Origin of the sequence: Micromonospora sp. M42 (assembly GCF_000568915.1) — a bacterium.
GTDB classification, from domain to species: Bacteria; Actinomycetota; Actinomycetes; order Mycobacteriales; family Micromonosporaceae; genus Micromonospora; species Micromonospora chalcea.
The window spans coordinates 6299311-6319509 of record NZ_KK037233.1; the positions used below are offsets into that span (position 1 = coordinate 6299311).

At 71.8% G+C, this 20199-nt stretch carries 18 protein-coding genes and 3 pseudogenes; 12 read left to right on the top strand and 9 right to left on the bottom strand.

Features of this window, described 5'->3' with window-relative positions:
- Positions 1–33: 33 nt before the first annotated feature.
- The 10 genes from MCBG_RS29205 (at position 34) to polA (ending at position 11886) form a co-directional block, all read left to right on the top strand.
- The gene (locus MCBG_RS29205; protein ID WP_043329569.1) at positions 34–1254 is read left to right on the top strand and encodes a hypothetical protein; all 1221 of its coding nucleotides are present in this window, start codon (positions 34–36) and stop codon (positions 1252–1254) included.
- 257 nt (positions 1255–1511) lie between these two features.
- The gene (locus tag MCBG_RS29210) at positions 1512–2672 is read left to right on the top strand and encodes a branched-chain amino acid ABC transporter substrate-binding protein (protein WP_043329570.1); all 1161 of its coding nucleotides are present in this window, start codon (positions 1512–1514) and stop codon (positions 2670–2672) included.
- A gap of 105 nt (positions 2673–2777) precedes the next feature.
- Positions 2778–3728, top strand: a complete 951-nt coding sequence (locus tag MCBG_RS29215; protein WP_043329571.1) for a branched-chain amino acid ABC transporter permease — start codon at positions 2778–2780, stop codon at positions 3726–3728.
- Positions 3725–4864 (top strand): branched-chain amino acid ABC transporter permease, encoded by a 1140-nt coding sequence (locus tag MCBG_RS29220; RefSeq protein WP_030503807.1) that lies wholly within the window; start codon positions 3725–3727, stop codon positions 4862–4864. Before MCBG_RS29215 ends, MCBG_RS29220 begins: the two co-directional genes overlap by 4 nt.
- Positions 4857–5702, top strand: coding sequence for an ABC transporter ATP-binding protein (locus MCBG_RS29225; RefSeq protein WP_030503808.1), 846 nt, complete (start codon positions 4857–4859; stop codon positions 5700–5702). Before MCBG_RS29220 ends, MCBG_RS29225 begins: the two co-directional genes overlap by 8 nt.
- Complete coding sequence (locus tag MCBG_RS29230; protein WP_043329572.1) at positions 5692–6402, top strand: ABC transporter ATP-binding protein; 711 nt, start codon at positions 5692–5694, stop codon at positions 6400–6402. Before MCBG_RS29225 ends, MCBG_RS29230 begins: the two co-directional genes overlap by 11 nt.
- A gap of 32 nt (positions 6403–6434) precedes the next feature.
- Positions 6435–7346, top strand: coding sequence for an ABC transporter substrate-binding protein (locus MCBG_RS29235; protein WP_043329573.1), 912 nt, complete (start codon positions 6435–6437; stop codon positions 7344–7346).
- Between the two features lie 2 nt (positions 7347–7348).
- A complete protein-coding gene (locus MCBG_RS29240; RefSeq protein WP_043329574.1) occupies positions 7349–8320 on the top strand; it encodes an amino acid ABC transporter permease in 972 nt (323 codons plus the stop codon).
- A gap of 5 nt (positions 8321–8325) precedes the next feature.
- Positions 8326–9114 (top strand): amino acid ABC transporter ATP-binding protein, encoded by a 789-nt coding sequence (locus MCBG_RS29245; protein ID WP_282596598.1) that lies wholly within the window; start codon positions 8326–8328, stop codon positions 9112–9114.
- A 72-nt stretch (positions 9115–9186) separates the two neighbouring features.
- Positions 9187–11886: a DNA polymerase I gene (gene polA / locus MCBG_RS29250; protein WP_043329576.1), complete on the top strand. Its 2700-nt coding sequence runs from the start codon at positions 9187–9189 to the stop codon at positions 11884–11886.
- A gap of 101 nt (positions 11887–11987) precedes the next feature.
- On the opposite strand, the gene MCBG_RS29255 is transcribed toward polA, so the two are convergent.
- The 7 genes and pseudogenes from MCBG_RS29255 to MCBG_RS29285 form a co-directional block, all read right to left on the bottom strand.
- On the bottom strand, positions 11988–12389 hold the full coding sequence (locus MCBG_RS29255) for a MerR family transcriptional regulator (RefSeq protein ID WP_083297058.1): 402 nt from the start codon (positions 12387–12389) through the stop codon (positions 11988–11990).
- Between the two features lie 7 nt (positions 12390–12396).
- Positions 12397–13146 carry an SDR family NAD(P)-dependent oxidoreductase gene (locus MCBG_RS29260; protein WP_043329579.1) on the bottom strand — a complete coding sequence of 250 codons (750 nt, stop codon included), beginning with the start codon at positions 13144–13146 and terminating at the stop codon, positions 12397–12399.
- A 40-nt stretch (positions 13147–13186) separates the two neighbouring features.
- Positions 13187–14053, bottom strand: a complete 867-nt coding sequence (locus MCBG_RS29265; protein WP_043331123.1) for a CPBP family intramembrane glutamic endopeptidase — start codon at positions 14051–14053, stop codon at positions 13187–13189.
- Positions 14054–14097: 44 nt separating this feature from the next.
- Positions 14098–14442, bottom strand: a pseudogene (locus MCBG_RS29270) (DUF3140 domain-containing protein); the annotation flags it as partial.
- On the bottom strand, positions 14429–14647 hold the full coding sequence (locus MCBG_RS29275) for a hypervirulence associated TUDOR domain-containing protein (protein ID WP_043329581.1): 219 nt from the start codon (positions 14645–14647) through the stop codon (positions 14429–14431). The gene MCBG_RS29275 and the pseudogene MCBG_RS29270, both read right to left, overlap by 14 nt.
- Positions 14648–14688: 41 nt before the next feature.
- Positions 14689–14832 carry a hypothetical protein gene (locus MCBG_RS34530; protein ID WP_308195328.1) on the bottom strand — a complete coding sequence of 48 codons (144 nt, stop codon included), beginning with the start codon at positions 14830–14832 and terminating at the stop codon, positions 14689–14691.
- A 434-nt stretch (positions 14833–15266) separates the two neighbouring features.
- Positions 15267–16070: a class I SAM-dependent methyltransferase gene (locus MCBG_RS29285; protein WP_043329583.1), complete on the bottom strand. Its 804-nt coding sequence runs from the start codon at positions 16068–16070 to the stop codon at positions 15267–15269.
- Between the two features lie 312 nt (positions 16071–16382).
- Here MCBG_RS29285 and rpsA point away from each other — a divergent pair, with 312 nt between their 5' ends.
- The gene (rpsA, locus tag MCBG_RS29290) at positions 16383–17912 is read left to right on the top strand and encodes a 30S ribosomal protein S1 (protein ID WP_051611429.1); all 1530 of its coding nucleotides are present in this window, start codon (positions 16383–16385) and stop codon (positions 17910–17912) included.
- Between the two features lie 161 nt (positions 17913–18073).
- A pseudogene (coaE, locus tag MCBG_RS29295) lies at positions 18074–19251 on the top strand (dephospho-CoA kinase).
- Positions 19252–19287: 36 nt separating this feature from the next.
- Here the strand turns inward: coaE and MCBG_RS34535 are convergent.
- Positions 19288–19779, bottom strand: a complete 492-nt coding sequence (locus MCBG_RS34535) for a hypothetical protein (protein ID WP_223201372.1) — start codon at positions 19777–19779, stop codon at positions 19288–19290.
- Positions 19780–19849: 70 nt separating this feature from the next.
- Positions 19850–20199 (bottom strand): annotated as a pseudogene (locus MCBG_RS34540) (hypothetical protein); the annotation flags it as partial.

Here is a 20199-nt window from a genome sequence, read left to right on the forward strand (position 1 = left end):
GCCGGAAGGTGCCCGATCGATAGGATCGGGTCCATGCCTTCCGTGCGCGTCCGGCCGGCGCTCGCCGCCGTGACCGCTGCCGCGTCGCTCGTGGCGGCCTGTCACGCCACCCCGCGGCCGCTGCCCGTGCCGGCGCCGGTGCGCCCGGAGTGGCGGGCCGTGGAGCTGGCCCTTCCCGACGGTGCCGCAGGCCGCCCGGTGCCCCGGGACGCGGCGCGCTGTGCCGGCCGCTGGTACGTGGTGGGTGGGCTGGTCGACGCGGCGGGGGAGACCCGGCCGGCGGTGTGGTCCTCATCGGACGGCGTGACCTGGTCGCCGATCCCGGTACGCGGGCAGACGTTCTACGGCCGTCAGCACGTGCTCTACGCGGTCGCGTGCCGCGACGACGGGATGGCGGCGCTGGGTGCGAAGACCGGTGGTGTGCACGGCAATCCGCGTACCGGGACGTGGGTCTGGCGTCCGGGTGGGCCGGTGCGGGAGGTGCCGGCGGCGTTCGAGTTGTTCGGTGGCCCGCGCGCGGTGAGCGCGTCGCGGCTGGCGGCCGGGCCGGGTGGGTGGTTGGTCGCCGGGTCGCGCGCGGACGGCGCGTCGGTGTGGGCGTCGCCGGACGCCGAGGGGTTCGTACTGCGTGAGGGCGTGGCGGAGCTGGCCGGTGACGGCCGGGGCCGGACGGCGGCGTACGACGTGGCGGCGGTGGGCTCGGGTTGGCTGGTGGTGGGGTCGTTGCTGCCGCCCGGCGGTACGGCCCGGGTTCCGCTCGCGTGGTCCTCGGCCGACGGCCGGGTGTGGCGGCGCGCGGCGTTGCCGGTGCCGGCGGGCGCCGCCGGGGCGGCGGAGCGGGTGGTGCCGGCCGACGGCGGGCCGGTGGTCCTCGGGCCGGTGGGTGACCGGTTCGCGGTGTGGCGCGGGTGCGACGACTGCGGCTCGCCGTCGGCCGGTTCGGCGGGTGCGGCGCAGGGGTGGCGGCGGGTCGGCGGGTTCGGTACGGCGGGTCCCGGGGTGTCGTCGGTGGACGCGCTCGCGGCGGCGGGTCGGCGGCTCGTCGCGGTGACCGGTGACGGGGCTCAGCGACGGCTCTGGATGTCGCGTGACGGCGGCGCGTCGTGGCTTCCGGTGATCACTCCGGTGCCGGTGCCGGACGGTGGCGACGCGGCGCTGGCGGTGGCCGTCGGCGACGACGGGCTGTTCGTGGTCGCCGACGATGGGAAAACGTCCCGTGCCTGGTGGGGGGCGTTGCCGGCCATCGATCGGTAGCGGGTGATCGCCGATAGGCCCGTTACCGAGGAATAGTTGGTGAAAGCCTTTCCCCGCCTACGGTTCTTACGGCGATCGGCTTGAATCCGCCACCGCGTGTAACGGTTCGGTCAACCCCGCTTTCCAGGTCTTACGCCACCGCTTCCGGTGGGATAACGTCCCGGCCCAGACCGGCGACGACGGTCTTGGTTCGTCCACCCCGCAAGGGCCAATCAGCGGCGGGTGGTTCGGATCATGGACGGAGGAGGGTTCGGGCCTTGAGGCAGAAGCTCGCACGCGTGATCGGCGGGGTCGCCATGCTGGCGCTCGTCGCCGGTGGCACCGCTTGTTCCAGCGGCAGCGACGATGAGGGTTCCGGGGGCAGCGCCTGCGGGAGCAAGATCGCTTTCTTCGGCGCGCTGACCGGTAGCTCGGCCGCGCTGGGCATCAACGAGAAGAACGGCGTCAAGCTGGCCGTCGACAAGTACAACAAGGAGAACCCGGACTGCAAGGTGGAGCTCGCCGAGCTCGACTCGCAGGGCAGCCCGGACCAGGCGCCGGGTCTGGCCCAGAAGGCGATCGACGACACCAAGATCCTGGGTGTCGTGGGTCCGGCCTACTCGGGCGAGTCCGAGGCCGCCGGTCCGCTGTTCAACGAGGCCGGTCTGGTCACCATCACCCCCTCCGCGACCCGTCCCAGCCTCGCCGAGCAGGGCTGGAAGACGTTCTTCCGCGCGGTCGGCAACGACTTCAGCCAGGGTCCGGCCGCCGGTAACTACATGAAGAACGTGATGAAGGCCGACCGGGTCTACGTCATCGACGACCAGTCCGCGTACGGCGCCGGCCTGGCCGACGAGGTCAAGAAGGTCCTCGGCCCGGCGGTCGTGGGCAGCGACAAGGTCCAGGGCGAGGGCAAGCAGGTCGAGTTCTCCGGTGTGGTCACCAAGGTCAAGGCCGCCAACGTGAAGGCGGTCTTCTACGGCGGCTACTACCAGGAGGCCGGTCTGATCCGTAAGCAGCTCACCGCTGCCGGGGTCACCGCTCCGCTGGTCGCCGGTGACGGCGTGAACGACGGCGCGTACATCACCTCCGCCGGTGCGGCTGCCGCCGAGGGCACCATCCTCACCTGCCCCTGCGCTCCGTCCACCGAGGCGCGCGGCACCTTCGCCGCCGACTTCAAGGCGCTCAACGGCACCGACCCGGGCACCTACAGCGACACCGCCTACGACGCGGCGAACATCCTGCTGGCGGGCATCAAGGCCGGCAAGAGCAGCCGCGCCGACCTGCTGGAGTTCGTGAAGGGCTACAGCGGCGAGGGCGTTGCCGCCAGCTACAAGTTCGTCGAGGGCGGCGAGCTCGACCCGGCGCAGGTCAAGGTCTGGGCGTTCAAGGTGCAGGGCGGCAAGGTCGTCCCGGACCAGGAGATCCCCAAGTCCTGATCGTTCGATCGCTGGACTGGCGATTGAGTAGTGATCGCGGGTGCGGCCGGGAGCTGGCTCCCGGCCGCACCCTCTTTTTCTCTTGAGCGACGGAGCGTCCCTCCCTTGGACTTCGACGGATTGTTCTCCAACTTCGGGGAACTCACCACGACCGGCTTGACGCAGGGCGCCATCTACGCCCTGGTCGCGCTCGGCTACACGCTTGTGTACGGCGTGCTCAGGCTCATCAACTTCGCCCACTCCGAGGTCTTCATCGCCGGCGCGTTCGCCGCGATCTGGACCTGGAACGGATTCGGACTCGACCAGAACTCGCAGGTCAGCGGCCTCGGCTCGATCCTGTTCTACCTGCTGGTGGCGATGATCGTGGCGGCCATCGCCTCGGCGGGCACCGCGACGGTGATCGAACGGGTGGCGTACCGGCCCCTGCGCAAGCGCAACGCGCCGCCGCTGGCGTTCCTCATCACCGCCATCGGCGCCTCGATCGCCATCTCCGAGGCGTTCGGCGTCTACACCCGGCGTCGGCCGGAGGGCGCGCCGATCCTGGTCAGCTCGGAGCCGCTGTTCCACATCGCCGGGGTGCCGATCGACGCGGTGCAGCTGCTCACGATCGGTTCCGCGCTGGTGATGATGTTCGCGCTGGACCAGTTCATCAACCGCAGCCGTACCGGCCGCGGCATCCGGGCGGTGGCCCAGGACGCCAACACGGCGGCGCTGATGGGCGTCAACAAGGACCGCATCATCCTGATGGTCTTCATCGCCGGTGGCACCATGGCCGGCGTCGCGGGCCTGCTCTACGACGTGCGGATCCAGACGCTCACCTACAGCGTCGGCTTCCTGCTGGGCCTCAAGGCGTTCACCGCCGCGGTGCTCGGCGGTATCGGCAACCTGCGCGGCGCGCTCGTCGGCGGGTTGCTGCTCGGCGTCGTGGAGAACTACGCCGCGGGCCTGTTCGGCAGTCAGTGGAAGGACTTCGCCGCGTTCGCGGTGCTGGTCGTGCTGCTGATGTTCCGGCCGACCGGTCTGCTCGGCGAATCACTGGGGAGGGCACGCGCATGACGACCACCATCGACCCGCCGGAGCGGCGGGAGACGGCGGCGGACAAGCTGCGGCAGGGCCGGCACGCGATCTCGGAGCGCTGGCACCACGCGCCGCGCTGGGTCCGCTGGGTGCTGCTGGTCGCGGTCATCGCGTTCTTCTACGCGCTGCCGAACAAGGAGTTCTACCAGTACCTCGGGCCGATCCCGACGCCCGGCGCGAACTTCACCCAGGTGATGTTCACGGTCTCGATCTACGTGCTGCTGGCGGTCGGCCTCAACATCGTGGTCGGCTTCGCCGGTCTGCTCGACCTCGGCTACTTCGGCTTCTTCGCCGTCGGCGCGTACACGGTGGCGGTGCTGACCTCGCCGAGCAGTGACCTCAAGACGCTGTGGCCGTGGCTGGCGGTGGTGCCGATCGCGATCGGCCTGACCATGGTCTCCGGCGTCATGCTCGGCACGCCGACGCTGCGTCTGCGCGGCGACTACCTGGCGCTGGTGACGCTCGGCTTCGCCGAGATGATCCGGATCGCTGCGGTCAGCTCCGAGTTCCTCAAGGGACAGCGCGGCTTCAACCAGATTCCGCACCCGCCCGGCCAGTACGCCGACGGCCGGCCGTGGTTCGGCGTGCTCGACGCCCGCCCGTACTACTGGCTGGTGCTCACGCTGATCATCCTGGTGGTGATCGGGGTGCGGAACCTGACCCACAGCCGGGTCGGCCGGGCCTGGATCTCGATCCGTGAGGACGAGGACGCCGCCCAGCTCATGGGTGTGCCGACGTTCAAGTTCAAGCTGTGGGCGTTCGCCTCCGGCGCGGCCATCGCCGGCCTGGCCGGCGCGTTGTTCGCCGGTAAGCAGAACTTCGTCAACTCGCAGAACTTCGAGCTGCTCAACTCGATCATCATCCTGGCCGCCGTCATCTTCGGCGGCTCGGGCAACATCGTCGGCGCGATCGTCGGCGGCGGCCTGGTCGCGTACATGATCGAGCGGTTCCGCGGCATCGAGCTGTTCGGCATCGAGCTGTACGAGTACCGGTTCCTCTTCTTCGGCCTGGTGCTCGTGGTGATGATGATCTTCCGGCCGCAGGGCCTGATCCCGAACCGGCGACGAGCGGCGGAGTTCAAGGACCGCCGCAAGGAGGTGATCGTCGGTGAGTGACACCGAGCAGACCCCGGCAGTTCCGGCCCAGGCGGCGGCCCCCGCCGTCGAGACGGTCGACAAGCGGGAGCCGTTGCTGGAGGTCGACCACGTCACGCTGCGCTTCGGCGGTGTGGTGGCCCTCAACGACGTGGACTTCACCCTCTACAAGGGGGAGATCCTCGGCCTGATCGGACCGAACGGCGCCGGCAAGACCACCTGCTTCAACGCGATGACCGGCATCTACCAGCCCACCGAGGGGCAGATCCGGTTCCTGGGCCAGAAGATCAGTGGCAAGAAGCGCCACCAGATCACCCGGATGGGCATGGCCCGTACGTTCCAGAACATCCGCCTCTTCCCGGAGATGACCGCGCTGGAGAACGTCCAGGTCGGCGCGGACGCGCACCACAAGACCAGCGTGATCGCCGCCCTGCTGCGCCTGCCGCGGCACTGGAAGGAGGAGCGCGAGGGCCGGGAGAAGGCCGAGCGCCTGCTGGAGTTCGTCGGCATCAGCAACCGGATGCACGAGTTCGCCCGCAACCTGTCCTACGGCGAGCAGCGCCGGCTGGAGATCGCCCGCGCGCTGGCCACCGACCCGAAGCTGCTCTGCCTGGACGAGCCGGCCGCCGGCTTCAACCCGGCGGAGAAGGAGGAGCTGCTGCAGCTCATCCGGCAGATCCGGGACCAGGGCGTGACGGTGCTGCTGATCGAGCACGACATGCGCCTGGTGATGGGCGTGACCGACCGGATCGTGGTCCTGGAGTTCGGAAAGAAGATCGCCGAAGGGCTGCCCGCCGAGGTGCGGGACAACCCGAAGGTGGTCGCGGCGTACCTGGGGGTGCCGGACGATGCTGCTTGAGATCGAGGACGTGAGCCTGCTCTACGGGCGGATCCAGGCGCTGCACGGCATCAGCCTGACCGTGGACGAGGGGGAGATCGTCGCGCTGATCGGCGCGAACGGCGCCGGCAAGTCCACCACCATGCGGGCGATCTCCGGCATCCGGCCGGTCGCCTCCGGCACGATCAAGTTCGCCGGTGAGGACATCACCAAGCTCCGGGCCGACCTTCGGGTCCGGCGGGGGCTGTGCCAGGCGCCCGAGGGCCGGGGCATCTTCCCCGGCATGACGGTGCTGGAGAACCTCGACATGGGCGCGTACACCCGGCGCGACAAGGCCGGCATCGCGCAGGACCTGGCCCGGGTGCTGGACCTGTTCCCGCGGCTGGCCGAGCGGCGCAAGCAGGCCGGCGGCACGCTCTCCGGCGGCGAGCAGCAGATGCTCGCGGTCGGCCGGGCGCTGATGAGCCGGCCGAAGCTGCTGCTGCTCGACGAGCCGTCGATGGGTCTCGCGCCGATGCTGATCCAGCAGATCTTCACGATCATCACGGAGATCAACCAGCAGGGCACCACGATCCTGCTGGTGGAGCAGAACGCCCAGCAGGCGCTGGCGCGCGCCCACCGGGCGTACGTGCTGGAGACCGGCCGGATCGTCAAGAGCGGCACCGGCGCGGACCTGCTGCACGACCCCTCGGTCAAAGAGGCCTACCTCGGCGTGGCCTGACCGACCGACCCCTCGCAATAAGGAGTACAGCCATGTTCCACCCCAACCCCGGACGGCGGGCGGCGCTCGGCGTCGCCGGTGCGGCCGTCCTGCTGCTCTCCCTCGCCGCGTGCGGCGAGAAGGAGAACTCGGCCGAGCCGGGCGACGGCCCGTCGGTGTCCGCCACGGCCGACTCCAACCTGGCCGCGAAGGTGCCGGACGCCATCAAGGCCGACGGCGTGATCAAGGTCGGCACCGACTCGACGTACGCCCCGGCCGAGTTCCTGGACCAGGACGGCAAGACCGTGGTCGGCTTCGACGTCGAGCTGTTCAACGCGGTGGCGCAGAAGCTCGGTCTCAGGGCCGAGTACGAGTCGGCGCCGTTCGACGCGATCCTGCCCGGTGTGGGTTCGGGCAAGTACGAGGTCGGCGTCTCGTCGTTCACCATCAACGCCGACCGTCTGAAGACGGTCAACATGGTGAGCTACTACTCGGCGGGCACCCAGTGGGCGACCAAGAAGGGCAACCCGGCCGGGGTGGACCCGGAGAACGCCTGCGGCAAGAAGATCGCCGTGCAGGTCGGTACGGTCCAGCTCGACGACATCACCGCCCGGTCGAAGAAGTGCACCGACGCCGGCAAGCCGGCCATCAAGATCGACCAGTACCAGGCGCAGAGCGACGCCACCGCCGCCGTGGGCAGTGGCAAGAACGACGCCATGCTGGCCGACTCCCCGGTCGGCGCGTACGCGGTGAAGCAGAGCAACGGCCAGCTGGAGGTGCTCGGCGACATCTACGAGTCGGCGCCCTACGGCTACGCGGTGAACAAGGAGCAGCAGGCGTTCGCCGAGGTGCTCAAGGAGGCCGTGCAGGCGGTCATCGCCGACGGCAGCTACAAGGCGGCGCTCAGCAAGTGGGGTGTCGAGGGCGGCGCCATCACCAACGCTGAACTGAACCCGTCGGTCTGACCATGTCGGCCGACACATCCGGACGGGCACGGCCAGAACCGATCAAGGCCGTGCCCGTGCGGCACCCCGGGCGCTGGGTCGGCGTGGCGGTCATCGCCGTGCTGGTCGCGATGTTCGTGCACATGCTGGTCACGAACTCCGCGTTCCAGTGGTCGTTCATGGTGGACGAGATGTTCCGCCCGCCGATCATCGAAGGGCTGCGCGGCACCATCCTGCTGCTGATCACGTCGATGGTGATCGGCATCGGCCTGGGCATCGTCATCGCGATCATGCGGCTGTCGCCCAACCCGGTGCTGCGCGGCGTGGCCTGGGTGTACACCTGGTTCTTCCGGGCGGTGCCCCGGCTGGTGCTGGCGATCCTCTTCGGCAACCTCGGCATCCTCTGGTCGCGGCTGGAGTTCGGTCTGCCGTTCGACAGGCAGATCGGCGCCCTGTTCGGGCTGCACGACTTCGAGGCCCGGCTGTTCGGGTTCAGCGCGGTGGACATCCTGACCGGCTTCGTCGCCGGCATGCTGGCGCTGGGCCTTTCCGAAGCCGCGTACATGGCCGAGATCGTCCGGGCCGGCATCCAGTCGGTGGACGAGGGGCAGACCGAGGCGGCTCAGGCGCTGGGCATGAGCCGGGCGCAGATCCTGCGGCGGATCGTGCTGCCGCAGGCGATGCGGGTGATCATTCCGCCGACCGGCAACGAGACCATCGCGATGCTCAAGGACACCTCGCTGGTGGCCTTCGTGCCGGTGTCGATGGAGCTGTTCTTCCAGCTCAAGGCCGTCGGTTCCCGGACCTTCCAGCCCTTCCCGATGTACGTCGCGGCGACGTTGTGGTACCTGCTGCTGACCAGCGTCCTGCTGGTGGGGCAGTACTACCTGGAGCGGCACTACTCCAAGGGGTTCGGACGCAGCGGGCGGGCCCGGCAGCGGCTGCGGAATCTGACCGCCGAGAGCGGCAGTACCACGAGTGGGACGGCGCAATGACGGACATGACCGCTTCCCCGCAGACGCGGGCCGCCGAGTTGATGGTCCGGGCCGAGCAGGTGCACAAGTCGTTCGGGCCGCTGGAGGTGCTCAAGGGCATCGACCTGGAGGTCCGCTCCGGCGAGGTGTGCTGCCTGCTCGGGCCCTCCGGCTCCGGCAAGTCGACGTTCCTGCGCTGCATCAACCACCTGGAGAAGATCGACGCCGGCCGCATCTGGGTCGACGGTGACCTGATCGGCTACCGGGAGCGCGGCGGCAAGCTGTACGAGATGCGCGACCGGGACGTGGCCGCGCAGCGCCGTGCCATCGGCATGGTGTTCCAGCGGTTCAACCTGTTCCCGCACATGACGGTGCTGCAGAACGTCATGGAGGCGCCGGTGCTGCTGCGCCAGGCCAAGAAGGCGGAGGCCCGCGAGCACGCCGCGCAGTTGCTGGACCGGGTGGGGCTGGGCGACAAGCTCGGCGCGTACCCCGGTCAGCTCTCCGGCGGCCAGCAGCAGCGGGTGGCGATCGCCCGGGCGCTGGCCATGCGGCCGAAGCTGATGCTGTTCGACGAGCCGACCAGCGCGCTCGACCCGGAGCTGGTGGGCGAGGTGCTGGACACGATGAAGGACCTGGCCCGCGACGGCATGACGATGATCGTGGTGACCCACGAGATCGGCTTCGCCCGCGAGGTGGGCGACCACCTCGTGTTCATGGACGGCGGCGTGGTGGTCGAGCAGGGGGACCCGCGCGAGGTGATCTCGGCGCCGAAGCACGAGCGGACCAAGGCGTTCCTGGCCAAGGTTCTCTGACCTCGGCCTCCGGTGCGGCGCGCGCCGCACCGGAGGCCGGAGTTGTCGGGCGTACGGACTAGAGTCGCAGCCGTGACAGCTACGACGCCGCGCCTGCTCCTCGTCGACGGACATTCCCTGGCATACCGGGCGTTCTTCGCCCTGCCTGTGGAGAACTTCTCCACCACCACGGGGCAGCCGACCAACGCCGTCTACGGCTTCACCTCGATGCTGATCAACGTGCTGCGCGACGAGCAGCCGACCCACATCGTCGTGGCGTTCGACGTGTCCCGCCGCTCCTTCCGCACCGAGAAGTACTCCGAGTACAAGGCCGGCCGCAGCGAGACGCCCACCGACTTCAAGGGCCAGGTCAGCCTGGTCAAGGAGGTCCTCGCCGCGCTGCGCGTGCCGGTGGTCGAGAAGGAGGGCTACGAGGCCGACGACGTCATCGCCACGCTCGCCTGGCAGGCCCGCGACCAGGGCATGGACGTGCTGATCACCACCGGCGACCGGGACGCGTTCCAGCTCGTCGGCGAGCGGGTCACGGTGCTCTACCCGCGCAAGGGCGTCTCCGACCTGGCCCGGATGGACCCGGCCGCGGTCGAGGCGAAGTACGGCGTCACCCCTGATCGCTACCGCGACCTGGCCGCGCTGGTCGGCGAGACCAGCGACAACCTGCCCGGCGTGCCCGGCGTCGGCCCGAAGACCGCGGCCAAGTGGATCAACCTGTACGGCGGCGTCGAGGGCGTGGTGGCCCGCGCCGACGAGATCAAGGGCAAGGCTGGCGACAGTCTGCGCGAGCGGCTCGCCGACGTGATCCGCAACTACGAGATCAACTGCCTGGTCTCCGACCTGGAGCTGCCGGTACGCCCCGAGGACGCCCGCTGGCAGGGCTGGGACCGCGAAGCGGTGCACCAGGTCTTCGACACGCTCCAGTTCCGCATCCTGCGCGACCGGCTCTACCAATACCTGGAAGCGGTCGAGCCGGAGGCCGAGGCGGGCTTCGACCTGGACGGCGCGGTGCTCACCGAGCCGGGCGCGCTCGCGGGCTGGCTCGACACGCACGCCCCGGCCGGCACGCCGGTCGGCCTGGCGGTCACGCTCGACACCGGCCCGAACCGCCGGCACACCGCCACCGTGACCGGGATGGCGCTGGCCACCGCCGCCGGCGCGGGCGCCTGGTTCGACCCGAGCCGGCTGGACGCCGGCGACGAGGCCGCGCTGGCCGGCTGGCTGGCCGACGCCGAGCGCCCGAAGGTGCTGCACGACAGCAAGCCGGCGGTGCTGGCGTTCGCCGCGCACGGCTGGGAGCTGGAGGGCATCGCCCGCGACACCCAGATCGCCGCCTACCTGGCCCGCCCCGACCAGCGTTCGTACGACCTGACCGACCTGGCGCTGCGCTACCTGCACCGCGAGCTGCGCGTCGACGCTCCGGAGACCGGTCAGCTCACGCTCGACGGGTTCGGCGACGAGGGCGCGGCCGAGCAGAACCTCATGCTCCAGGCCCGCGCCACGCTCGACCTGGCCGACGCGATCGACGCCGAGCTGTCCCGCGACGGCGAGCAGTCGGCCCGGCTGATGGCCGGCGTGGAGCTGCCGCTGATGCGGGTGCTCGCCGCGATGGAGCGCACCGGCATCGCCGCCGACACCGACTACCTCTCCGAGCTGGAGGCGCACTTCGCCGCCGAGGTGAAGGCCGCCGCCCAGAGCGCGTACGAGGTGGTCGGCCGCGAGTTCAACCTCGGGTCGCCGAAGCAGTTGCAGGAGATCCTCTTCACCGAGCTGGGCCTGCCCAAGACCAAGCGGATCAAGACCGGCTACACCACCGACGCGGACGCGCTCCAGTGGCTCTACGCCCAGACCGAGCACCCGCTGCTGCACCACCTGCTGCGCCACCGCGACGTGGCGAAGCTCAAGTCGACTGTCGACGGCCTGCTCAAGTCCGTCTCCGACGACGGCCGGATCCACACCACGTTCAACCAGACGGTGGCGGCGACCGGGCGGCTGTCGTCCACCGAGCCGAACCTGCAGAACATCCCGATCCGCACCGAGGAGGGGCGGCGGATCCGCCGCGCGTTCGTCGTCGGCGAGGGCTACGAGTGCCTGCTCACCGCCGACTACAGCCAGATCGAGATGCGGATCATGGCGCATCTGTCCTCCGACGACGCGCTGATCGAGGCGTTCAACTCCGGGCACGACTTCCACGCGGCCACCGCGTCCTCGGTCTTCACCGTCGAGGTCGCGGACGTCACCGCCGACCAGCGCCGCAAGATCAAGGCGATGAACTACGGCCTGGCGTACGGGCTCAGCGCGTTCGGCCTGTCCCAGCAGCTCGGCATCAGCGCCGAGGAGGCGCGCGGGCTGATGGAGAACTACTTCGCCGGGTTCGGCGGGGTGCGTGACTACCTCCAGGAGGTGGTGGCCCGCGCCCGCCAGGACGGCTACACCTCCACCATCCTGGGCCGCCGCCGTTACCTGCCCGACCTGGTCAGCGACAACCGGCAGCGCCGGGAGATGGCCGAGCGGATGGCGCTCAACGCCCCGATCCAGGGTTCGGCGGCCGACATCATCAAGGTCGCGATGCTGCACGTCGACGGCGCGCTGCGCGAGGCCGGCCTGCGCTCGCGGATGCTGCTGCAGGTGCACGACGAGCTGGTCTTCGAGGTCGCGCCGGGCGAGCGGGAGGCGTTGGAGGCGCTGGTGCGCAAGCAGATGGGCGAGGCGTACCCGCTGTCGGTGCCGCTGGAGGTGTCGGTGGGCGAGGGCCGCGACTGGAACAGCGCCGACCACTGACACCCCGCCGCCGTCCCACCCGCGCCACCACCCGCCCGCCCCGGCGGTGATCAAGGAGTTTGTGTCCCCGAACGGGCTCTGGCGTGACACAAACTCCTTGGTCACCTCACAGGAGGCGACGGCGGCGAGAGGAGGGGCGAGTGCGCAGGGGCGGCGGCCTGGAGGGCGGCGGCCAGGCGGTCGCGGACGGCCACCTGGGCCGCGATCCGGGCGTCCAGCACGGCCAGCCGCTCCCGGCCGACCCGCAGCCCGGCCACTGACGGCGGCGCGGACGCCACGTCCCCGTCCAGGCAGGGCAGGAAGATCCGCACGTCGTCGAGCGTCAGCCCGGCGTCGAGCAGGTGACGGATGTTGCGGACCCGGGTGACCACCGCGTCGTCGTACTCGCGGTAGCCGTTCGCGGCCCGGGCCGAGGCGATGAGCCCGTGTTCCTCGTAGTGCCGCAGGGCACGCGGCGTGCAGCCCGTCGCCTTCGCCACCGCGCCGATCCGCACCGCTGTCACCGTCCTCTCACGCGACCACCGCGCCCCCGTCCACCGGCAGCACCACGCCGGTGACGAAGCCCGCCTCCGGCTCGCACAGCCGCCGGATCGCCCAGGCTACGTCCTCCGGGCGGCCGATCCGGCCCGCCGGGGTGTGCGCGAGCTGCCAGTCCCGCACCGCCGCGCGGCGCTCGGGGGACAGGCCACTGTGCACCCCGATGGGGGTGTCGATCGCGCCGGGCGCCACCGCCACCACCCGGATGCCGCGCGGTGCGAGTTCCACCGCCCAGCTGCGGGTCAGCGAGTCCAGCGCGGCCTTGCCGGCCGCGTACACCGAACTGCCCGGCCAGGCGCGCAGGCCGACCGACGTGGTGACGTTGACCAGCACACCGCGTGTCGCGGCGAGCGCCTCGACGGCGGCGTGCGCCAGCCGGACGGGCGCGAGGAGGTTCGTCTCCAGTTGCCGCCGGGCGGCGTCCTCGTCCAGATCCGCCAGCGGCCCGCCGCCGGCCACGCCCGCGTTGTTGACCAGGACGTCCAGGCGGCCGTACCGGTCGAGCGCGGCGCTGACGATCCGGCCGGGCCCGTCGGGCGCGGTGACGTCGGCGGTCAGTGGCGTGATGTCCGGCCGGCCGGCGGCGGTCTCCGACAGCGGCGCGGCGCGCCGGCCGACGGCGACGACGGCGTACCCGGCGGTGGCGAGGGCGTGTGCGGTGGCCCGGCCGATGCCGGTGCCCGCACCGGTGACCACGGCGACGCGTGGTGTGCGGCGTTCCATGCCGGCATCGTCCGACCCTGCCGCCTGCGGCAGGGTCAAGTCAGAGGCCGAGCAGGACGGGCATCGCGTTTACCGCGCCGTGCACCACGAGCAGCGGCCACATGCGGCGGTACCGCGACCACAGGTAGCCGAGGAACAGCCCGGCGACCCCCTGGTTCACGATCACCGACGCCAGGTCGACGGCGGGACGGCCGCTGCCCTGGATGGCCACGTGCCAGACCGCCCACACCAGCGACGCGAGCACGATCGCCGGCCAGCGTCCCAGCAGCGACTCCCACCGGGTCTGCAGCCACCGCCGGTAGAAGACCTCCTCCAGCAGCGCGTTCACCGCGAAGGCCACCAGCAGCGTGACGGCCAGCTCGACCGGCGTGACGGTCCGCCCCCAGTCGCTCGCCGGCACGGCCAGCGGCGTCGCGTAGCTGAGCGCCAGCCACACCGCCACCGGCAGCGCCGGACCCCACCGGTGGGCGGCGTCCGCCGGGGCCGGGCCCGGCGACCACCGTGGCGGCCGGCGGCGCGCGGCCAGGAACACCACGAGGGGTACGCCGAGCAGCAGCGCGAGCTTCAACACCGTGTACGCGGGTTCGCCGCCCAGCAGCGGCATGACGGCGGCGAACGCGATCCCGGCCAGCAGCAGCGGCACCGCCTCGCGGTACGGCGCGACCGGGTCCGGCCACCTCGGGTCGGGCGCGGGCGGGATCAGCCGGATCAGCGCGATCCCGGCCAGCGCCGGGATCCAGCGGCTCCACATCGGCACGGTGCCGTCGTGGTCGGCGCTGTAGCGGATGCCGGTGTTGCCGGTCGCCACCAGGAAGACTGCCGCGACGGCGATCAGGCCGAGGCCCGCCAGGAGGACCACCCGTCCGGCGCGGGGATGACGGCCGGCGGTCGGGACGTCTGTCGTCATCGCCGGCACGGTACCAACGCGCGGCGAACGACCCGGGCGGCTCAGCCCTTGAGCGGGTCGTGCCCCCAGTTCATCAGCGACCAGCGCCACCTGGTGTCCCGCACGTCCCCGGACGGCCGCTGGGCGAGGTGGCGGTGGACGTACCCGATCACCTTGCGCATGTGCTTGTAGTCGGCGGCGGTCAGGTCGGCGCGCTTGCGGCGCAGCAGGTCGACGATGCGCCGGCCGGAGTCGTGCCCGACCGACTCGCCGCCGGCCGTGCCCTTCTTGTGCCAGCCGACGTGCTTGGACTCCTCGGTCTCCAGCCAGCGGGACAGCTCACCCGGCTTCATGTTCACCGCGTCGGTGAACTCCCGGTACGTCTGCTGCGGGTCCTCAGCGCGACTCATGGCGCAGCACCTCCGGGCGGTGGGCGACGTCGCGGCCCGAGTCGTCGTTGGTGATCCGGTACTGCGGCTGCTCCGGCGAGGCGTTCACGGTGTGCCCGCGGACGTGGGTGCGCTCGGTCAGCTTCTCCTTGACCACCCCGTACGCCCGGCCGCTGTGGCTGGCCCAGGAGACGTGGTCCCCGGCGTGGAACTCCTTCTCGGCCATGCCGCCCGGTTACCCGCGGCGGCTACCGAGTAACGGCGTCGTCAGGGCCGGATCTCCGCGATCGGCAGCTTGATCGCGAAGGGCTCGGGCAGCTCGGTCACCTCGCTGCTGTCGTCCACCAGCTCGTACTGCCGCTCGCCGCCCGGGCCGATCCGGTCACCGAGGCGGTACGCGTAGAGGTGCACCGGATCCTGCTCGATCCGCCAGTAGAAGGGGATCCCCGCGGCGGCGTACTCGCCCGGCTTGGCGAACCGGTCGACGCGCCGGGTGCCGGGGGGAGACGATCTCGACGGCCAGGACGACGTCCGCCGGTCGCAGGAGGGACCTGTCGCTCGGCAGCCCGGCGCGGTGGAGCAGGACGTCCGGTCGGCGGCTGGCGTCGACGTCCAACCCGATGCTCACTGCCTGGGTCGCACGCAGATACGCCGGCGCGTGGGATCGCAGCCACCAGGTCAGCAGGCCGGCAGCGTCAGCAGTTCCTCCACCATGTGGTCGGCACGCTGTTGCCGAAGCGGGTCCGGACGCCATGGAGAGGATGGTGTCGCGATCGGCTCGGCGGTCACCAGGGCAACGTAGGGGCGCTACCGCCGCCCCGATCGCACCGCGCGTCCGTCCGGCGTCAGCGGGCCGGTTTCTCGGCGACGAAGATCGCCGTGCCGGGGAACAGCCGGCCGCGCAACGGGCTCCACTGCCCCCAGACGCCCTCGTGCCCGGCCGGCCACTCCGGCTCCACCAGGTCCAGCAGCCGGAACCCGGCGCCGACCAGCTCCCGGATCCGGTCGCCCAGGGTGCGGTGCTGCTCGACGTACGTGGCCACGCCGTGCTCGTCCTGCTCGACGTAGGGGGAGCGGTCGAAGTACGAGTGCACGGCGGTCAGCCCGCCCTCGCCCGGGTCGTCCAGGAAGATCCAGCGCATCGGGTGGGTGACCGAGAAGACCCACCGGCCGCCGGGGCGCAGCACCCGGGCCACCTCGCGCATCGCCGCCGCCGAGTCGTCCACGAACGGGATCGCGCCGAACGCGGTGCAGACCGTGTCGAACGCGGCGTCGGCGAACGGCAGGGCGAGCGCGTCGGCCTGCACCAGCGGCACGCGTACCCCGGTGCGTTCGGCGGCCTCGGCGGCGTGCCGCAACATGCCGGCGGACAGGTCCAGCGCGACCGGCCGGGCGCCCTGGGCGGCGAGCCAGCGGGCGGCGGCGGCCGCCCCGGCGCCGAGTTCGAGGATCCGCCGGCCGGCCACGTCGCCGAGCAGCCGCGCGTCGGCCTCGCGCAGGCCCTCCGGGCACCAGACGAAGTCGGCGTCACCGAGGAACGCGCCGTGCTCTGCCTGGTACGCGTCGGCGTCGGTGTCCCACCACCCGCGGTTGGCCCGGCGGATCTCACCGGCGTCGACCCGTCGGCGGGTCACCCTGTCGTCGTCCACCCGTCCACGCTAGGTCCGGCGGCGTCCGGCCGGTCGGGTGGGGTGGCGGTTGGGACGGGTGTGACGGACGAGACAGCTGTGGCCCCTTACCGCGCAAAATCTCCGCTTTCGCAGCGGATGAGTTCGCGCGGACCCGGGAGGGCTTGCACGCTGTGGTAATGCAGCGGGTAGGCTAGACGATGCGCTCGCGGATCGTGTGCCTCGGCAGGGAGCAGGTGCGCGGTCACCGGAGCCACTAATGATCTTCTCGCGTCGATCGTTCGGTGTGCCCGGCGACGGATCCGTTGGCGCGGCAGAGTCACCGCGACACCCATGCCCGCTGTGACAACCCATCCGACCGGAGCAACCGCCCACATGACGAGCAGCATCGAGGCCACCTCGAGCGCCAACAAGGTCACCCACGACGACCTCGGCTCTGAGGAAGCTTTCCTCGCCGCGATCGACGAGACCATCAAGTACTTCAACGACGGCGACATTGTCGAAGGCACCGTCGTCAAGGTCGATCGGGACGAGGTCCTGCTCGACATCGGCTACAAGACCGAGGGTGTCATCCCCTCTCGGGAGTTGTCGATCAAGCACGACGTGGACCCGGCCGAGGTCGTTTCGGTGGGCGACCACATCGAGGCCCTCGTCCTCCAGAAGGAGGACAAGGAGGGTCGGCTGATCCTCTCCAAGAAGCGGGCGCAGTACGAGCGGGCCTGGGGCACGATCGAGAAGATCAAGGACGAGGACGGCGTCGTCCGCGGTTCGGTCATCGAGGTCGTCAAGGGTGGTCTCATCCTCGACATCGGCCTGCGCGGCTTCCTGCCCGCGTCGCTCGTCGAGATGCGGCGTGTGCGTGACCTGCAGCCGTACGTCGGCCGCGAGCTCGAAGCCAAGATCATCGAGCTGGACAAGAACCGCAACAACGTGGTCCTGTCCCGCCGTGCCTGGCTGGAGCAGACGCAGTCCGAGGTGCGCACCGAGTTCCTCAACAAGCTGCAGAAGGGGCAGGTCCGCAAGGGCGTCGTCTCCTCGATCGTCAACTTCGGCGCGTTCGTCGACCTGGGCGGCGTGGACGGCCTCGTGCACGTCTCCGAGCTGTCCTGGAAGCACATCGACCACCCGTCCGAGGTCGTCGAGGTGGGCCAGGAGGTCGAGGTCGAGGTCCTGGACGTCGACCTGGACCGCGAGCGGGTCTCGCTGTCGCTGAAGGCGACGCAGGAGGACCCGTGGCGTCAGTTCGCCCGCACCCACGCGATCCAGCAGATCGTGCCGGGTAAGGTCACCAAGCTGGTGCCGTTCGGCGCGTTCGTCCGGGTGGACGACGGCATCGAGGGCCTGGTCCACATCTCCGAGCTGGCCGAGCGCCACGTGGAGATCCCGGAGCAGGTCGTGCAGGTCGGCTCCGAGGTCATGGTCAAGGTCATCGACATCGACCTGGAGCGCCGCCGGATCTCGCTGTCGCTCAAGCAGGCCAACGAGGGCTTCGTCGAGGGCGAGGAGCACTTCGACCCGACCCTCTACGGCATGGCCGCGACCTACGACGAGCAGGGCAACTACATCTACCCGGAGGGCTTCGACCCGGAGACGGGCGAGTGGCTCGAGGGCTACGACAAGCAGCGCGAGACCTGGGAGCAGCAGTACGCCGAGGCACGTCAGCGCTGGGAGGCCCACACCAAGCAGGTGCAGACCTCCCGCGCCGCCGACGCCGAGGCCGCTGCCAACCCGGCTCCGCCCGCCACCAGCGGCACCACCACCTCGACCTCGGCCCCGAGCCGTCAGGCCGAGGAGCCGGCCGGCACGCTCGCGACCGACGAGGCGCTCGCCGCGCTGCGGGAGAAGCTCGCCGGCGGCAAGTGACCGGACGCTGACGCCTGCTCGTCCCACCGGACGAGCCGGCGACCGCCTCTGACGACGGGCCCCGTCCCCGCGTTCCGCACCAGCGGAGCGCCGGGGGCGGGGCCCGCGTCGTGTGCCGGGACGGTTTGGCATGTGGACGAGCGATCCGGTTGACTGTCCGGGTGCTGAAGGTGGGGCTGACCGGCGGAATCGGATCGGGCAAGAGCGCGGTGGCGAGCCGCCTCGCCGCGCTGGGCGCGGTGATCGTCGACTCGGACCGCATCGCCCGCGAGATCGTCGCGCCCGGCACCGACGGGCTGGCCGAGGTGGTCGCCGTCTTCTCCGACAGGGTCCTCGACGCCGACGGGGCGCTGGACCGGGCCGCCCTCGGCGCGCTGGTCTTCGGCGAAGGCCGCCCGCCGCACGCTCGAAGGGATCACCCACCCCCGGGTACGCGCACGCAGCGCCGAACTGGTCGCCGCCGCCCCGGCCGACGCGATAGTCGTTCAACGACGTACCGCTGCTGGTCGAGGTGGGGCTCGCGCCCACGTACCACCTGGTGGTCGTGGTGCAGACGGCCGTGCCGACCCGGATGGCCCGGCTGACCCGCGACCGGGGCATGGCCGCGGCGGAGGCGCAGCGGCGCATCGCCGCGCAGGCCGACGACGCCACCCGGCGCGCGGTCGCCGACGTGCTGCTGGCCAACGACGGCACGCTCACCGAGCTGCACGCCGCCGTGGACGCCCTCTGGCGGGACCGCCTGGTGCCCTACGAGCGCAACGTCCGCGAACGCCGCGCCGTGCCGGCCGACCCGGCGGCGCTCGCCGGGCCGGACCCGACCTGGCCCGAGCAGTACGCCCGGCTGGCCGCCCGGATCCGCCACGCGGCGGGCGGTGACGTCCGGGTCGACCACGTCGGCTCCACCGCCGTGCCGGGGCTGGCCGCGCCGGACGTGATCGACATCCAGGTGACTGTCTCCTCGCTGGACGAGGCGGACGGGCCGCTCGCGCAGCGGCTGGCCGAGGCGGGCTTCCCGCGCCTGCCGGGTGACTGGTGGGACGTCCCCCGGCAGCCGGAGCCGGTGCGCTGGCCCAAGCGGCTGCACGGCGGCGCGGACCCGGGGCGTCCGGTGCGGCTGCACCTGCGCGAGGCCGGCTCGCCCGGCTGGCGGTACGCGCTGCTGATGCGCGACCACCTGCGCGCCGACCCGGCGCGGCGGGCCGACTACCTGCAGGTGAAGCGGGAGCTGGCGGCCACCGCGCCGGAGCACGCCGCGTGGGGCACTGTCAACGACCCGTGGTTCGACGAGGAGCACCTGCGCGCCGAGGAGTGGGCCGCGCAGACCGGCTGGCGTCCCTGACGCTCACCCGCGGCCTCGCGCGCGGCGGCGGGCGGGTCAGCGCGACGCCGGGCCCGCTGGACCGGCGGACACACGGCCCGGCGTGAGGTCGAGCCGGACCCAGACACCGGACCCGGTGCGCAGTTCCAGCCGGCGTGGCAGCCCACCGCGGTCGAGCCACCAGCGCCTGCCGCCCGGCACCTCGACCACGTCGACGGCCCGGTCGGCGACCCGGTCCTCCCGTACCCGGAGGGCGCCGTCCGGCGCGTGCGTCCCGGCGCGCAGCGCCGCGTCGATCAGCCGGTCCAGGTCGTCGCCGGGCGGGCGCGCGGGCGCCGCGAGCAGCCCGGCCGGCATCGGCGTCGGCGGCGTGGCCGGCCCGTCGGGGGACCGGTGCGCCTCGGCCACCCGGCCCGGCCGGACCCAGCGCAGGGTACGCCGGCCGCTGCCGTCCTCGATCACCACCAGGTACGCCGACGAGGTAGCCCAGCTCAGCGTGCCCGTGCCGCGCAGGGTGGCGGACGGGCCGAGCGGGGCGGTCACGGTCACCGCCGCGCCGCCGACGGCGCGCAGGCGGGCGGGCAGCGCGGCCAGCCGCTCGGCCTCGTCGTCGGTGAGGTCACGGGGTCCCGGGCCGGCCGCCGAGGGCGTCCACCGGGTGCAGCGTGGGCCGGTCCGCGCGGCTCAGCTCGACGGTGACCGGGGTGCCGTCGGCCAGCCGTCCGGCGAGCCGGTGCAGGCGGGCGTCGGCGTCCAGCCAGAGCGTGGGCCGCGGGTCGCCCGGCACGGCGAGCGGGGCCTGGAGCACGTCCACCGGGATCCCGCCGACGCTGTCGTGGCGCAGCCACCGGCCGTCGGCGCCGGGCGGGTCGACCCGCCCGGCGCCGAGCCCGATCAGCAGGTCGCGTACCGCGCCCAGGCCGTGCCCGCCGCCCGGGGCCCGCATCCGCCAGCCGTCAGTGGGCGGCA

Coding starts and splice junctions, on each gene's coding strand:
- MCBG_RS29265 (WP_043331123.1), bottom strand. CDS start 14,053: ATGACGACAGACGTCCCGACCGCCGGCCGTCATCCCCGCGCCGGACGG.
- MCBG_RS29205 (WP_043329569.1), top strand. CDS start 34: ATGCCTTCCGTGCGCGTCCGGCCGGCGCTCGCCGCCGTGACCGCTGCC.
- MCBG_RS29230 (WP_043329572.1), top strand. CDS start 5,692: ATGCTGCTTGAGATCGAGGACGTGAGCCTGCTCTACGGGCGGATCCAG.
- rpsA (WP_051611429.1), top strand. CDS start 16,383: ATGCCCGCTGTGACAACCCATCCGACCGGAGCAACCGCCCACATGACG.
- MCBG_RS29220 (WP_030503807.1), top strand. CDS start 3,725: ATGACGACCACCATCGACCCGCCGGAGCGGCGGGAGACGGCGGCGGAC.
- MCBG_RS29275 (WP_043329581.1), bottom strand. CDS start 14,647: ATGGCCGAGAAGGAGTTCCACGCCGGGGACCACGTCTCCTGGGCCAGC.
- MCBG_RS29245 (WP_282596598.1), top strand. CDS start 8,326: ATGACCGCTTCCCCGCAGACGCGGGCCGCCGAGTTGATGGTCCGGGCC.
- MCBG_RS29260 (WP_043329579.1), bottom strand. CDS start 13,146: ATGGAACGCCGCACACCACGCGTCGCCGTGGTCACCGGTGCGGGCACC.
- MCBG_RS29235 (WP_043329573.1), top strand. CDS start 6,435: ATGTTCCACCCCAACCCCGGACGGCGGGCGGCGCTCGGCGTCGCCGGT.
- MCBG_RS29240 (WP_043329574.1), top strand. CDS start 7,349: ATGTCGGCCGACACATCCGGACGGGCACGGCCAGAACCGATCAAGGCC.